Origin of the sequence: Pseudideonella sakaiensis (assembly GCF_048320135.1) — a bacterium.
Classification (GTDB): Bacteria; Pseudomonadota; Gammaproteobacteria; order Burkholderiales; family Burkholderiaceae_C; genus Ideonella_A; species Ideonella_A sakaiensis_A.
This window is the reverse complement of record NZ_CP182947.1, coordinates 3748200-3762408: the sequence shown is the minus strand read 5'-3', so window position 1 is coordinate 3762408 and position 14209 is coordinate 3748200. Positions and strand designations below refer to the sequence as shown.

General features: G+C 66.5%; 9 protein-coding genes. 2 read left to right on the top strand and 7 right to left on the bottom strand.

What is annotated here, in order from left to right:
• Positions 1-26 precede the first annotated feature (26 nt).
• Both ACNH6H_RS17155 and ACNH6H_RS17150 read left to right on the top strand, forming a co-directional pair.
• A complete protein-coding gene (locus tag ACNH6H_RS17155; RefSeq protein WP_418319366.1) occupies positions 27-1538 on the top strand; it encodes a hypothetical protein in 1512 nt (503 codons plus the stop codon).
• Positions 1535-2206 carry a glycosyltransferase domain-containing protein gene (locus tag ACNH6H_RS17150; protein ID WP_418319364.1) on the top strand — a complete coding sequence of 224 codons (672 nt, stop codon included), beginning with the start codon at positions 1535-1537 and terminating at the stop codon, positions 2204-2206. The genes ACNH6H_RS17155 and ACNH6H_RS17150 overlap by 4 nt, the downstream gene beginning before the upstream one ends.
• Here the strand turns inward: ACNH6H_RS17150 and ACNH6H_RS17145 are convergent.
• The 7 genes from ACNH6H_RS17145 to ACNH6H_RS17115 form a co-directional block, all read right to left on the bottom strand.
• Complete coding sequence (locus tag ACNH6H_RS17145; RefSeq protein WP_418319363.1) at positions 2181-2837, bottom strand: class I SAM-dependent methyltransferase; 657 nt, start codon at positions 2835-2837, stop codon at positions 2181-2183. The genes ACNH6H_RS17150 and ACNH6H_RS17145 overlap by 26 nt on opposite strands.
• Before the next feature lie 93 nt (positions 2838-2930).
• Positions 2931-3734 (bottom strand): hypothetical protein, encoded by an 804-nt coding sequence (locus ACNH6H_RS17140; protein ID WP_418319361.1) that lies wholly within the window; start codon positions 3732-3734, stop codon positions 2931-2933.
• An 857-nt stretch (positions 3735-4591) separates the two neighbouring features.
• On the bottom strand, positions 4592-6541 hold the full coding sequence (locus ACNH6H_RS17135) for an efflux transporter outer membrane subunit (protein ID WP_418319359.1): 1950 nt from the start codon (positions 6539-6541) through the stop codon (positions 4592-4594).
• The gene (locus ACNH6H_RS17130; RefSeq protein WP_418319358.1) at positions 6541-7887 is read right to left on the bottom strand and encodes an HlyD family type I secretion periplasmic adaptor subunit; all 1347 of its coding nucleotides are present in this window, start codon (positions 7885-7887) and stop codon (positions 6541-6543) included. Before ACNH6H_RS17130 ends, ACNH6H_RS17135 begins: the two co-directional genes overlap by 1 nt.
• On the bottom strand, positions 7860-10007 hold the full coding sequence (locus ACNH6H_RS17125) for a peptidase domain-containing ABC transporter (RefSeq protein ID WP_418319357.1): 2148 nt from the start codon (positions 10005-10007) through the stop codon (positions 7860-7862). The genes ACNH6H_RS17130 and ACNH6H_RS17125 overlap by 28 nt, the downstream gene beginning before the upstream one ends.
• A 178-nt stretch (positions 10008-10185) precedes the next feature.
• Positions 10186-12198: a tetratricopeptide repeat protein gene (locus ACNH6H_RS17120; protein ID WP_418319355.1), complete on the bottom strand. Its 2013-nt coding sequence runs from the start codon at positions 12196-12198 to the stop codon at positions 10186-10188.
• On the bottom strand, positions 12195-14018 hold the full coding sequence (locus ACNH6H_RS17115) for an acetylglucosamine transferase (protein WP_418319353.1): 1824 nt from the start codon (positions 14016-14018) through the stop codon (positions 12195-12197). The genes ACNH6H_RS17120 and ACNH6H_RS17115 overlap by 4 nt, the downstream gene beginning before the upstream one ends.
• Positions 14019-14209: the final 191 nt, after the last annotated feature.

Below are 14209 nucleotides of genomic sequence, written 5' to 3'. Positions count from 1 at the left end.
CGACCCCCCCTGTCCATCTGTGCATCGTGCAGCCGAGCGGCGATCCGTCGCCGCTCGGCTTCCTCGATCAGGCGCGATTCTTCCGCTGGCAGTTCCGCCGGCTCGGCGCGGAGGTCACGCTGGCGAAGAACCGACTGCGGCACGACGCGGTTAACGTCGTGTTCGGCGCCCACCTCGGCTTCGATCCGGCGCTGCGCGAACGCAACAGCTGCGTGTTCGTCAACCTCGAGCAACTAGGTGCCGGCGGCAAGCCGGTCGACGAGGCGTACCTGCGGTTGCTGTCGACGTCGGCGGTGATCGACTACGACGTCGCCAACTGCACCACCTACACCGCGACGCCGGCGGCGGTACCGGTGATCGGTTTCGGCCACGCCCCGTACCTTCGCCAAGCCGTGGAGGTGCCGATCGAGCGGCGGCCGATCGACATCCTGTTCTTCGGCGCCGTCAACGAGCGGCGGAGTCGCCTGATCGCGCAGATCGAGGGCGCCGGCCGGATCGTGGCGGCGCCGCCCAGCCTGCTTTTCAGCGCCGAGCGCGACGCCTACATTGCGCAGTCGAAGGTCGTCTTCAATTGCCACTACTACGACACCGCCCGCTTCGAGCAGGCGCGGGTGTTCCATTGCCTGTCGCTGGGAACGCCGGTGGTCAGCGAGCGCGCCGCGTCGACCGCGCCGCCAGCGCAGTTCGAGGACAGCGTCTTCTGGGTGGCGACCGACGGCATCGCCGAATTCTTCGCCCACCGCTTCGGCGCACCGGGCTTCGCCGACGAGGCTCGTGACAGGCTCGCCGCGTTTCCGCGTCACGACGTGTTAGAGCCGTTCGCGCACGCGCTCGCGCTGGGGGCCGGCCACCACACGCGTCGCACCGCGGTGGCCGCCGCCGCGCCGTGGCGGCCGACGCGACTGCACATCGGGTCCGGAAAGGACTACAAGCCCGGTTGGTTCAACGTCGACATCCTGTCCAGCGCGCAACCCGACGCCGTAATCGATCTCGCCCAGGCGCAGCGCTGGCCGCTGCGCGTCGACAGCGAACTGGCCGGCCCGGTCGAGCTGCTCGCCGGCGGGCTGGATGTCGTTTACGCCAACAACGTTCTCGAGCATGTCGGCGACCTGCCGCAGCTGATGACCAATTGCCTGGCGCTGCTGCGCGAAGGCGGCGAGATGCAAATCGAGGTGCCATTCGAACGCGCCCCGACGGCGTGGCAGGACCCGACCCACGTGCGCGCGCTCAACGAGCACTCGTGGATCTACTACTGCGAGTGGTTCTGGTACCTGGGCTGGTTCGAGCACCGCTTCCGGATGGCGCAGCTGACGTACCTGGACGGCCGGCTGGCCGAGTGCGGCATCGACGCTGCGCACTACATGCGCGTCAAGTTGGTCAAGGTGCCGACGACGATGGCCGAGCGCACGCAGGCGCGCACCATGCGCGCGGACTTCGGCGGCGTTCCGGACGACGAGCTGCCTCTGGCCATGCGACCCCGGCAGGTGGTGCCGGTGAGGCTTCTGGACGCGGCACCGAGCCCGCCCGTCACGTCGTGAAGATCCTGCTGTCGAGCGCGAACCTGGGCAACATCGATCCGCTGGGCCTGCGGCATGAGCCGCAACGGGTGCCGGTCGGCACTTCGATCGACCTGCGCTACCACACTGACCAGACCATGCCGCCGCGGTCGAACGCACTGCATCCGCGTCTGCAGGCCAAGATCCCGAAGATGCTGAGCCACGAGATGGACCCGGGATACGACTACTACCTGTGGCTCGATTCCTCGATCTACCTTGCCGACGAGGGCGCCGTCCAGTGGATGCTGGACGAGCTCGGCACCCACGAGATCGTATTCTTTCGGCACCCGCACCGCGATTCGGTCGCCGCCGAGCTCGACTTCTGCGTGGCGCAGATGGACGGCAGCAATCCTTACTTGCGCAGCCGCTACCTGAACGAGCCCATGCAGCAACAGGTGGCTTCGTATCTCGCCGACCGTTCCTATGTCGACGACCGCCTCTTCGCTTGCGGCGTCTTCTGCTATTCCAGCGCTCTGTTGACCAAGCATCCGGAATTCCTGCGCGGCTGGTACGGCGAGTGTGCGCGCTGGTCGGTCCAGGACCAGCTCAGCCTGCCGTGGCTGCTGCAGAAGCAAGACGTCCGCTATACGACCACCGCAGCCGACATCTTCGAGAACCCGTACTTCAGAATGGTGGACCACACGCGATAGCGCGGCGCCGGCTCCGGCTGCCGGTGTGGCGGCGGGTCATCCGCACAGTCCCGACACGAAGTCGACGCACCCCTTGGCCAGGGCCTGATCCCGTCGGGACAGTTCGGCAGCCAGCTCGACGCAGTGTCGACCCAGAGCGGCGGGTACATGGCTTCGAGGACATGTGAAGCCAGGTTTGCGCCGTCGAGCACCTGATGCAGCGCACGCTGGATCGGCGACGCGAAGTTCGGCGCCCGACGACGATCCGGCCGCCGACGGTGCACAGGTGGAGATGGCCGTAGAGCACGTCGCAGAAGTCGTTGAAGTGCTCGATGAATCCCAGCGACAGCACGGTGTCGAAGCGCTCCTGCGCCTCGTCGACGTAGTGCTCGAACATCGTCTGACGGAACGACCCGACGGCGTGCTCGCGCGTCGACACCGAGGAGGCGATCTCGCCCACCCGTTGATACGTGTCGAAGCCGCTGACCACGTAGCCCTTGCCGGCGACGTACTCGATGAACTTGCCCGGAAAACATCCGACCCCCAGCGCCTTCTTCGACCCCGGGTGACAGTCGGAACGGACGCATCGAGCAGTTGCGAGAACAGGCCCCGCTCGAGCGGAGTCTGCGTCGCCAGGTCGACGTTCGACCACGCCGAATTCCAGTCCGGTGCTTTGTCGAAGAGTTGTTGGGGAGGTCTGTCCTAGCCGGCCCGGCGCGCACCAGGCCCGGCCGGCGTTCCGATCCTAGGCTCGGGCGAATCGCTCCCGCAGCCTGCAGAACGCGTCGATGTACTGCGGGAAGCGCTGCTCGCGCCAGGCAACCTTCAGCGCGTCGCTCATCACCGCCTCGGCCGGGTGCTCGCGCAGCCGCGAAGCCGACCAGCCCATCGTGTACGGGTTGGCGGCGTAGGTCCGCCACCGCGGCTGAACGGTCAGCAGCAGCGAGGCCGCGCGTTCCTGCAGGAAGACCTTGCGCTGGGCGGCGCCGGGATAGCTGGTCGGTGCGGTCAGCGCCTGCTGTAGCGGCGTCGGCGGGCCTTCGCAGACCGCCCACAGCGCCTCGTTCAACGCGAGCCATTCTCGCCAGAACGCCGGCCGAGCGACGAAGTAGTTGCTGAAGACGATCTGGCGCGAATCCATCACCAGCTGGCGCAGCGGCGCCGGCCGGCCGACGTGGTCGAGGAACGCCGAGTAGGCGTCGATCAGGCCCGGGTCGAACGTCTCGCCCTGCTCGAAGACGTTGAGGAAGAACGCGCCCATGTCGGGTTGCGGAGAGAACAGGACGACGTCGGCGCCGGCGGCGAGCACCGTCGCGCGCACCTGGGCCGCGGTCAGCTGCGTCTTGGCGCCGAACTTCGGCGAGAAGAAGCCGTAGTACGCGCTGTCGTCGAGCGGCCGCTGCAGCAGGAAGCGCCGCATCGGCTCGTACTCGTACCAGTCGGGGCGCGGGTTGGCCAGGTTGTCGAGCACGGCGTAGCCCGGCTCGACGGCGGCCAGCGTCGCCGGCGAATACGCGATCTGGTATAGGTGAACGGCAGGTTCGGACATGCACCGATTGAGCCACGCCGGCGCCCGGACGATCGCCGGAAATGCGCCGCGGTCGCCGCGCAGTTCCTAGGTTGAGCTCGACGACACCTATCTCGATCAGCCTGCGCAGCTCGCTAGCGTCGGTCTTGCCTTCGTAGTTGACGTCGCCCAGAGCTTCAGCGCGGCGTAGCCGTGCCGACGCGGCGGCCTTCGGCGTCGCGGGTGCCGGCGCCGTAGAGCTCGCTACCGGTGTCGATCATGCCGTTGCCGTTGCCGTTCCGGACCAGCAGCGCGTCGTTGCCGCCTCAGCTCCAGATCGGACGCGACGATTCGGAATAGCGGAATAGCGGAATAGCGGCGCAAGGCCGTTGTGCACCTGCTCGCGCTGCAGCTCGAACCCTGGCAATGCCTGCTGCATCGCGATAGCGTGGCACGCTTGGTTTGAGTTCCTTGACGGTCGCATCACCAGCGGCGAGCGCTGCTCGCGATGCCGACACTGGTCGCATCGCCTTGCCGCGCTAGGGGATCGCGTGTTTGGCGGTCAAGTAGTCAGCATAGCCGTTGACCAGTTAGCGGACAAGACTGTGTTGCAGGTTATCGCGTTCGCAGATTGTTCGCGAGACCTGCATTTGCGCCGATCCGGCCATGCCCGAGCGTCGCCCCACAGGTCGGGCTGCCAGTGCCCATGCAGGCTCATCTCAGCGACGCCTGCTGCCGCGAACTGCTGCGCGTCACCGGCACCGCCGACCTACCCGGGCGGCGCCTGCACCGCGGCCTGCGGCGGCGCATCGAGGCCCTGCTCGCCATCGGCGGTTACCTGATCGGCGTGCAGCTTGAACTGCGCGACCTTCATCTTCTGGTATCGCTGGTTGCGGGTGTCATCGATGGTTGGCGGCCGACAACCCGTCACCGACCGTGGCAGCCAGGCGGGAGATCGCGTTCGCGGTGCCGAGACTGGCGGCATTGGCGGTAACGGCCTCCACCCCACACATCTGCTGCCGCATCCGCAACCCACGGCAGAAGCGTTCCGCATCGTCCTTCACCGCGAAGCGGGTCACGAAGAGCTGGTGCCAAGCCTGCGGGCCGGCGTCGTCGGCATCGACGTGCCCGTTCGGCCGCACGCGCAGCGCGCGGCCCTGCATCTCGGCGGGGTAACGCGCATGCAGGTCGCGCCAGACAGCCAGCACGGTCGAGTGATGATGCATGCCCGGCAATACGACCTGCCAGCCGGCGTTGCCGGCCAGGCTAGAACCATTGCCGAACAGCTCCGCTTCGGCAAGGCCGGCGAAACGGTCGAATTCATCGTCCTCAGCACTGACACCCGAGACAGGCGCGACGGCCTGCGAACCCAGCACCTGATAAAGCGCGACATTGGTCTTCAGATAGTCGGCCTTGCGCCGCCATTCGTCCTCGACATGGCGCTGCCAGCCCTTTCTCGCCTCGAGCAGGCCGGTGGTATCGACCGCGCCGACACGAAAGCCGGTCTCGCTGAGCTTGTACAGGTTCAATCCGGCATCGGTCATGCGGCGCTGCACGGCCAGCTGCTCGCGCGCCGAACGCATGCCTGCCAGCGTGCCTTCGACTTCACGCATCGCCTGCAGCACGGTACGCGCGTATGTCTCGACCATTTGCTCGTAGGCAGCCTGCGACAAGGCCTTGTCGGCTTCCTTGCGGCCGCCGTCGAAGATGCTGACCGCCATGCCGGAAATCAGGTTCCAGAACAAGGTCTGCGGCTGCAGCATATGCATCACGCCGACACCGCTGTAGCCGATCTGCGAGCTCAGGTTCAGCGCCGGCAGCATCCGCGCCCGTGCCACCGCGATGTCGGCATTGGCCGCGCGCATGCGCGCCTCGACGGCACGGATGTCGGGCCGCTTGAACAGCAGCGACGACGGCAATTCGGCGGCGAGTTCTGGCGCCTTCATCGAATCGACGCCGGTCTCGCTCAGTTCGATCTCCGACGCCACCGTGCCGACCAGCAGCGCAATGACGTTGCGCGCCTCCTCGCGTTGCAGTTCGAGCCCTGGCAGCGCCAGTTGCGCCGCATACAGCGCCGCCCGTTTCTGTTCGACTTCCTCGGCAGTGGCGTCACCGGCGGCGAGGCGCTGCTCGAGCACCTTGACGATGCCCACGCCAGTGATTTCGCTTTGCCTGGCCAGCCGGATCGCATCGTTGGCCATCAAAAAGTTGATATAGCCGGTGACGACACCGGCGACCAGGTTGCGCTGCAGGTTCTCGCGCTCGTAGATTGCCCGCCACACCTGCATCTGCGCCGACTCGGCCATGCCGGCGCGCTCGCCCCACAGGTCGGGTTGCCACTGGCCTTGCAGGCTCATCTGCAATGCAGATTGGCGCGAACGGCTGCCACTCACTGGTACCGCGCCGACCTGCCCGCCCGGCGCCTGCACCGCGGCCTGCAGCGGTGCCGACAATTTGGGTTTGCCATCGGCGCCGACCTGGTCGGCACGCAGCTTGGCCTGTGCGACCTGCAGTGTTGCGATCCGCAGATCGCGGTTGTTCGCCAGCGCCTGGTCGACGAGGCGGTCGAGTTCGCGGTTCGCAAACACGCGCCACCAGGCCGTTTGCGACACGCCGCGCGTCGGTGGCGAAACCGGGTGCGGCGCCGCGTCGGCGCCCTGCCCGGCCAGGCTTGTCTGCCGCATCGTGGCACTTGCAGGGGCATCGATCGCACCGGCATTGCGGTAATTCGCGGGCAGCCTGAGCTGTGATGCGGCATCGACCTTCGACGATTTCGTCGAGCAGCCAGCAGCGACGATCATCGCGATGCCAAGTGCGATGCCGGCTGTGGAGCGGCGAGTTGCGGCCATCACGGCTCCCTGATCGACTCGTTCATCGCCTTCGTCAGCGGCCAGAACAGGTAGGACAACACCGAGCGCTTGCCGACCACCATTTCCGCAGTCACCGCCATGCCGGGCAGCAGGCGGGCATGGGCCGGCATGTTGTCGAGCGCATAGGTGGTGAACGCCACCCGCGTGCTGTAGTAGCCATCGGGGCCGGGCCGTGCACGCTCGTCCTTGCGGTAGGCATCCTGGCTGATCGTGCGCAGGCTGCCGGTCAACATGCCGTGTTTCTGGAACGGGAAGGCATCGAGCTTGGCACGAACATGGTCGCCGATCTTCAGGTAACCGACGTCCTGCGAGCCGACCTGCACCTCGGCTTCGAGCACGTCACCGATCGGCACCAGCGTGAAGAACGGTTCAGCTTCCTTGACGATCGAGCCGGCCGACAGCTTGACGACGTCGAGCACGACGGCGTCGGCCGGCGCGGTCAGCACGACCATGCTCTGCCGGCGATTGGCCTTCTGCAACTGGTCGTTGACCGCATCGCGCTCGCGCGAGACGGCGAGCATCTCCTCGAGCAGTTTCTGCCGCCAGCCGGTTTCGAACGAGCTCTTTTCCGCCTCGACGGCCGACAGCTCGCGCCGCAGTTCGATCTGCCTGTTCCTGGCCAGTTCACGGGCCCGTTCGGCCTCCATCAGGCGATCGCGCGCATCGAGCAGGCGGCTGGTCACCGCGAGCTTCTTGCTGACCAGGTCGTCGGTCATCCGTTCCATTTCCTGCAGGCCCTGCACGCGCAGCGCGAGCGCCTGCTCGTCCTGGCGGGCGGTCTCGAGCGCCGATCTGAGCCTGGCGATCGATTCGCTTTGCCGGCGCAGCTGCGACGCATACGTGGCCTGGCGTTCGGACGACAGGCGAGACTGGATCTGGCCGTCCTGCGTCGGCACGTCCTGCGCGGCCGGCATTTTTCTCGACAGTTCGCCCTCGATCGCCGCCAGCTGCGTATTCAGGCTGCTGAGCCGGTTGCGCAGCTGCGATTCGTCGGCCTGTGCAAAGGTCGGGTCGAGCGTGGCCAGCCGGTCCCCCTTGCGCACGACCTGGCCGGCGCGCACATCGATTGTCTGGATGATCGATGTCTCGAGCGGCTGCACGACGATATTCGGCAGCGGCGTGACCAGACGGCCTTGCGCAACGACGACGAGATCGACCTTCGATACCGCTGCCCAGACGACGAAGCAGAGCATCGCTGCGAGCAGCAGGTGCAGCATCATCCGCGTCACCCGCGGGAACGGGCGGCGTTCGATTTCGTCGGCGTCGGGCAGGAAGTCGATCGCCGCGTGCGCGGCGGCTACAGATGACTTGTTTGCTGATGCCATAGCTGTTGGTAAGTCTCGCAACGCGACAGCAATTCCTCATGCTTGCCGGCATCGGCCAGCCGGCCCTGTGCCATCACCAGGATGGTGTCGGCATTGACCAGCGTCGACAGCCGGTGCGAAATCATGATTACCGTGCGGCCGACTGCCATCTTCGACAGGTTGCGGATGAAGATCGCCTCGCTCTCCGGGTCGAGCGCACTGGCCGCCTCGTCCAGAATCAGCACGCGCGGCTTCAGCAGCAGCGAGCGCGCGATTGACAGCCGCTGTTTCTGGCCGCCGCTCAGGTTGGTCGCGCCCTCCTCGAGCACGGTGTCGTAGCCCTGCGGCAGCCGCTCGATGAATTCATCGGCGCCGGCCAGCTGTGCTGCCGCAACGATCTCCTCGAAGGTCGCGGTCGGCTTGGCCATCGCGATGTTGGCGCGCACCGAGCCGCGGAACAAGAAGTTCTCCTGCAGCACGATGCCGATCTGTCGACGCAGATGGCCGAGCTCGATCTCGCGGGCATCGACGCCATCGAATCGGACGATGCCGCTCGACACCGGGTACAGGCCCTGCAGGATCTTCGTCAGCGTGCTCTTGCCGGAGCCGCTTCGGCCGACGATGCCGACCGTGGTGTTGGACTTGATCGTGAATGTCGTGCGGTCGAGCGCCGGCGCGTTGGTGCCCGGGTAGCGGAAGGTCACGTCGTCGAAGCTGATCTCGCCGGTCAGCGTCGGCCGCAGTCCGCCGGCGGTGCCGCGCCCTTCGGACGGCCGGTTCATCACATCGCCGAGGATGCGCACCGACACCGCCGTCTGCTGGTAGTCGTTGATCAGGCCGACGATCGCGATCAGCGGACCCATCACCCGGCCCGACAACATCTGGAAGGCGATCAGCACACCGACCGACATCGTGCCGTCAAATACGCCCTGCGCACCGACGACGATCACGACCACCGGCAGCAGCTTGCCGAGAAAGTCGGTCGCGGTATTGCCGGTGATGCCGGTCTTTGCGACATTGAAATGCGAGGTGATCGTCTCGGCCGACAACTGGTCCCAGGTCTTGCGCTGCGCCGGCTCGATCGCCAAGGCCTTGACGGTGCGCATGCCGTGAAGCGTCTCGACCAGCAGTGCCTGGCGCTTGGCCTCGGCGCCGTTCAACACGTCGAGCTGGCGCTTGTAGGTCGGCAGCAGGCCGGCGATGATCAGCGCAATCGTCAGCGCAAAGCCGAGCACGATCGACGCCAGCTTCGGTGAATAGACGAACAGCAGCGGCATGTAGATCAGCAGCGTCACGGTATCGAGCGCCGTGAACAACAGCCGGCCGGTCAGGAAGGCGCGAATGCCTTCGAGCTGCTGCATCACCCGCGCGACGACGCCGGCCGATGTCGTCTCGAAATATTCGATCGGCAGCGACAGCAGGTGAGAAAACGCCCGTCGCGTGACCTGCATGTCGATCTTGTTGGTGGCGGCGAGCAGCAGGATCTGCCGCCCGTACGAAAACACCGCCTCGAACACCAATGCAATGCCGATGCCGCCGGCGAGCACCCACAGCGTCGACGTGCTCTGGTGCACCAGCACCTTGTCGATGACGATCTGGAAAAAGATCGGCGAGGCCATCGACAACAGGCTGATCGCCACTGCAGCGATCGCGATGTCGCGGAACGCCGACTTGTGGCGCAGGATCTCCGGGATGAACCAGCGGAAGCTGAACGGTTGTTTCGGATCGGACAGCGTGTGGCTTCGCTTCAGGAAGATGACCGTGCCGCCCCACACCTCGTCGAACATCGCACGGTCGAGGTAATGCACCTGCATCTGCGGCAGCAGCGGATTGAGCACCGCAACCTCGCCATCCGAGCCGTCGCCACCGGCGCGCACGCCGACGACGATCACCGCCTTCCCGTCCTTCAGAAAACCGATGAACGGAAAGACACCTTCCTGCGCGAAGACACCGGTCCAGTTCAGCTTCGCGATGCGCGCCTTGAAACCGATGCCCGCGGCAATGCGGACCAGCAACGGCGCACGCGGCTCCTGGTCCGGAAGCGCATGTTCGTCGATCAGCCGATCAGGATTGACCTGCACACCATGGTGCTGGGCGATCGCGGTCAGGCACTGGACGGCGGAGTGTGAGAAGTTGGCCATCTGGAAATCGATAGCAAAGGCGGATGTTCGGCCTCGAGTTGCAGTGGCGGAATGTTCCCATCTCCGTCATTTGCGAAGCCCGCGAATAGGTGCGGAATTCGGTGCCACTTGTCGGCCTGGCCTGGCGCCAGAGGCCGGTCCTGTGCTGCGTCGCGGTCGGCAACCGGGTGCGCGGCGTTCAGGCCGCAGTCGCCAGCTGTGCGGCTGTCTCGCCGGGCGCGCCGGCAACGCTGCCGCCGACGCGTTCCTGCCATTCAGCGGCCCGCCATTCGGCCTCGGCCAGTTGCACCGGGCTCAGCAGCGAACGCGCACGTTCGCAATTTGCGGCCGCGGCAACGTCGCCGGCGCGCTGCGCGATCAGAAACCACTTGGTCGCTTCGACCGGATCGCTCGCGGCACCCTCGCCGGTGACATAGGCCAGCCCGACCCGGGTCTGCGCAGCCGCGACCCCTGCCACCGCCGCTTTCATCATCAGCAGGAAGGCGGTTCGCAGGTCAGCCTCGACACCACTGCCGCAACGGTAGGCATTGCCGAGGTTGAACTGCGCTTCGGCGTCGCCCTGCACCGCTGCCTTGGTCCACCACGGAATCGCGCGGTCGGTCCGCTTCGCCTGGGCGAACAGCGTTCCGAGCGTCGCCTGCGCCGGCGCAAACCCGGCCGCCGCCGCCTTCTGACACCACAGCATCGCCTTCTTTGCGTCCCGCGCGACGCCGTCGGCGCCAGAGGCATAGAGGTTGCCGAGCAGCCACTGGGCCCTCGCATGCCCCTGCTCGGCGGCCTTTTCGAACCATTCGCGCGCAACGACAAAATCCGGCGCCGGCCCGTGGCCCGCGGCGACCCAATCGTCCATTCCTTCGGTGCCGACAAAGTCCGGTGTCGGTCCACGCCCCTGGGCATGCCAAGAGCCGAGTGCACACTGGGCTTCGGCATGGCCCTGCAGCGCGGCGCGCTCGAGCCAGTCGCGGGCCTGCTGGTGGCAGCGGCCCGACTCGGCCCCGGCGGCAAGCCGTTGGCCCATCATGAACTGCGCCTGCGCCTGGCCCCGCTCGGCCGCCTCGCGCAGGCAGGCGTCGGCGGCCGCGCTGGCGCCATTGGTCAACAACTCGTGAACGGCCATCAGCGCATGCGGATGCCCTTGTTCGGCAGCGCGCATGTGCCAGGCCAGCGACTGCAAGGGATTGCGGTCGGCACCGTCACCGGTTGCGCAGGCCCGGCCGAGCTTGTACTGCGCCTCGGCACTGCCTTGCTCGGCAGCACGCTGCCACCAGTAGTGGGCCTGTTGCCTGTCCTCGCTCGACGTTCCGGCGTCGCACAACCGGGCCAGCGCCACCTGGGCATCGCGGTGCTGCGCTTGCGCCGCCAGCGCATACCAGCGGCGGGCTTCAGTCGGGTCGGGCTCGCCGTCGATGCCCATCTCGTGGATGAATCCGACGTGGTAACGGTCGTCGGCATGGCCGCTTTCGGCAAAACGTGCCCAGCGCTGATCGGTCTGGCGACGGTCGTCGCCGTCGGCCTTGCGGATCCGGCGGGCACCGGCCTTGTCGCGGCCCTTGCCGGTGATATCGAGCCGCGACAACACCAGCTGCGCGCCCGGGTGGCCCTGGGCGCAGGCAGCCCGGTACCAGCGCAAGGCGTCTTCGCCGGGCAGGCCCTGAACGTCACTGCGCGCGAGGCGTTCGGCAAGTGCAAACTGAGCTCTGGCGACGCCTTGCCGGGCCGCCTTCTCGTACCAGTCGAGCGCCGCCTGCTCGTTTCTTGCGGTGCCGAGACCGCCGGCATAGCGCTCGGCCAATTCGTGCTGCGCTTCGGCAAACCCGAGTTCGGCAGCCTTCAGAAAGCAGCCGAAAACAAAGGCATCGTGGTTTTCCGAAAGCCGTGTCGCGAGCTTCAGCACCGCCTTCTCATTGCCCTGCTCGGCGGCCTTGAAAAACCACTGCACCGCCTGGAACTCGTCCTTGTCGGTGCCCACACCATTGGCAAACGCGACGGCCAGCAAATACTGCGCGGTCGGATGCCCCTTTGCCGCCGCAGCCTTGAACCAGACCAGCGCCTCTACGACGTCGCGCTCGGTGCCGATGCCATTGGCCAGCATCGCGCCAACTTCGTACTGCGCCTCCCGATCGCCCATGCGAGCGGCGCTGATGCGCTTCTTGAAGCGCGTCTTGTCGGCTGTTGCGGCTGCGCCGGTCATGCCGCAACCGGCAGGGCCGTTTCGTCGAGCAGTGCGATCAGGCGTTGTTCGAGATCGCGGACGAACTGCGGCGTATCGAACAGCGGGCCGGATTCGCGCTCGCGTGCGAGGTGCTGGCGCAACCTGATGCAACGCTGGGGATCGGTGGCAATCGCGACCGCCGCTTCTTCGTAGTCGGCCAGCGTCGTCGTGATCAGTTCGGGCAAGCCTGCCGCAGTGAGCAAGGCGCCGGCCATCCGCGAGGCGAACGAGCGGCCGGTCAGCGTCAGGATCGGGCAGCCCATCCACAGGCAATCGTTCGCGGTCGTGCCGGCGTTGAACGGAAAGGTGTCGAGGAACAGGTCGGCGAGCTCGAAGCGGGCGAGGTAGTTTTCCGGCGCGACACGTCCGGCGAACACCAGCCGGTCCGCGCTGACACCTGCCGCTTCGGCCTCGCGACGCAGATTCGATTCTGACCACGGGTTGTCGGCAAGCAGCCACAACACGCTGCCGGGCACCCGCTGCAGCAGCTTCATCCAGACGGCGAAGACCTCCGGCGTGTACTTGAAGCTGTTGTTGAACGAGCAGAAGACAAAGCCGGTTTCCGGCAAGCCGCATTCGGCGCGGGTCGGCGTCACGCCGGCCACCCGCTGCCGGTCACTGACCTGGTAGACCTGCGGCATGTACAGCGGCCGCTCGGAATAGTGGTGAGCCTGCTCCGGCGGTATCAGGAAGGGGTCGGCGATCACATGGTCGATTTCCGGCAGGCCGGTCGTCGCCGGCAATCCGAGGTAGGTGATCTGCATCGGCGCCGGGCGGTGGCCGAGGATATTGGCGCGCGCACCGGAGGTCTGCCCCTGCAGGTCGACCAGGATGTCGATCTCGTGCGACCGGATCAGCTCGGCAGCCTGGCGGTCGTCGAGGCCGTCGATGCGCAGGAAACGGTCCATCCCCGCCTTTACCCGCTCGCGCATTGCCGAGCCGTCTTCCGGACTCCAGCAGAAGCCATACACCTCGAAGCGGCCGCGGTCGTGCAGTTCGAACAGCTGTGCGGTCAGCATCGAGACCGGATGGAGGCAGAAATCTGACGACAGGTAGCCGATGCGGATCCGCTCATGGCCGTAGCCGCCGCTCGGCGCCAGCCGCTCGAGGTTGCGGGCGAGCTTCTTGTCGACATAACGTCTTGCCGCGGCAAGCTGTTCGGCTGGATCATCGTCGAGGGCGATCATCGCCAGTGCCGACGTCGCACTGACCATTGCCTCGCGGCTGACGCCCGGAATCTCCTGATAAACCGGCCACATGCATTGCCGGGCGCGCAGAAAAACCCAGTGGTGCAGCACGTCAGGCTGATCGGCCTGCAGGGCGAGACTGCGGCTGAGGCAATCGGTCGCGTCGCTCAACTGCTTGCGCGTCTCGAGGACTCGGCCGAGATTGTTCAGTGCCGAGACGACAACCGCCCGGTTGGCCGCATCACGCGGGCTGTTCGCGTCGATCCAGCGCCATTCGGCGATCGCCTCATCGAGCTTGCCGGCGCGTTCGAGCAGCAGCCCCAGATTGAGGCGCGGATGGACAAAACCCGGCGCAAGCGAAATCGCCTGCCGGTAGGAAGCTTCTGCGGCCGCCAGGTCGCCGACGTTGCTCAGCGCTGCGCCCAGGTTGAAATAGCCGGCGTGTGCGTACGGGGACTGGTTGCGGCCGAGCCAGGTCTGGTACAGCACGACGGACAACTGTGGCAGGCCGTCGGCCTCGAGTTGCCCAGCGCGTTCGAGAAGTTCAGTGAACGAGAGCGTGCCCTGCCAACCCTGCAGGACCACCGATCCAAATTCTTCAATGCTTGACATTCGGCACCATCAAACGGGCATCCATATGACGAGCCTGCCCCGAGGGTGGTCAACGTTGGCATCTGGCGCAGCCGGACGCAGTACCCCCGAGCGGTTCGCGCTCCTCCCCCACGATCGGGGGTTCGGCTGACGATATGCCGTCAGGCAGCAGCTTGGTACGCGGAAAAGACCGGCGGCTTGCGCCGCTTTTC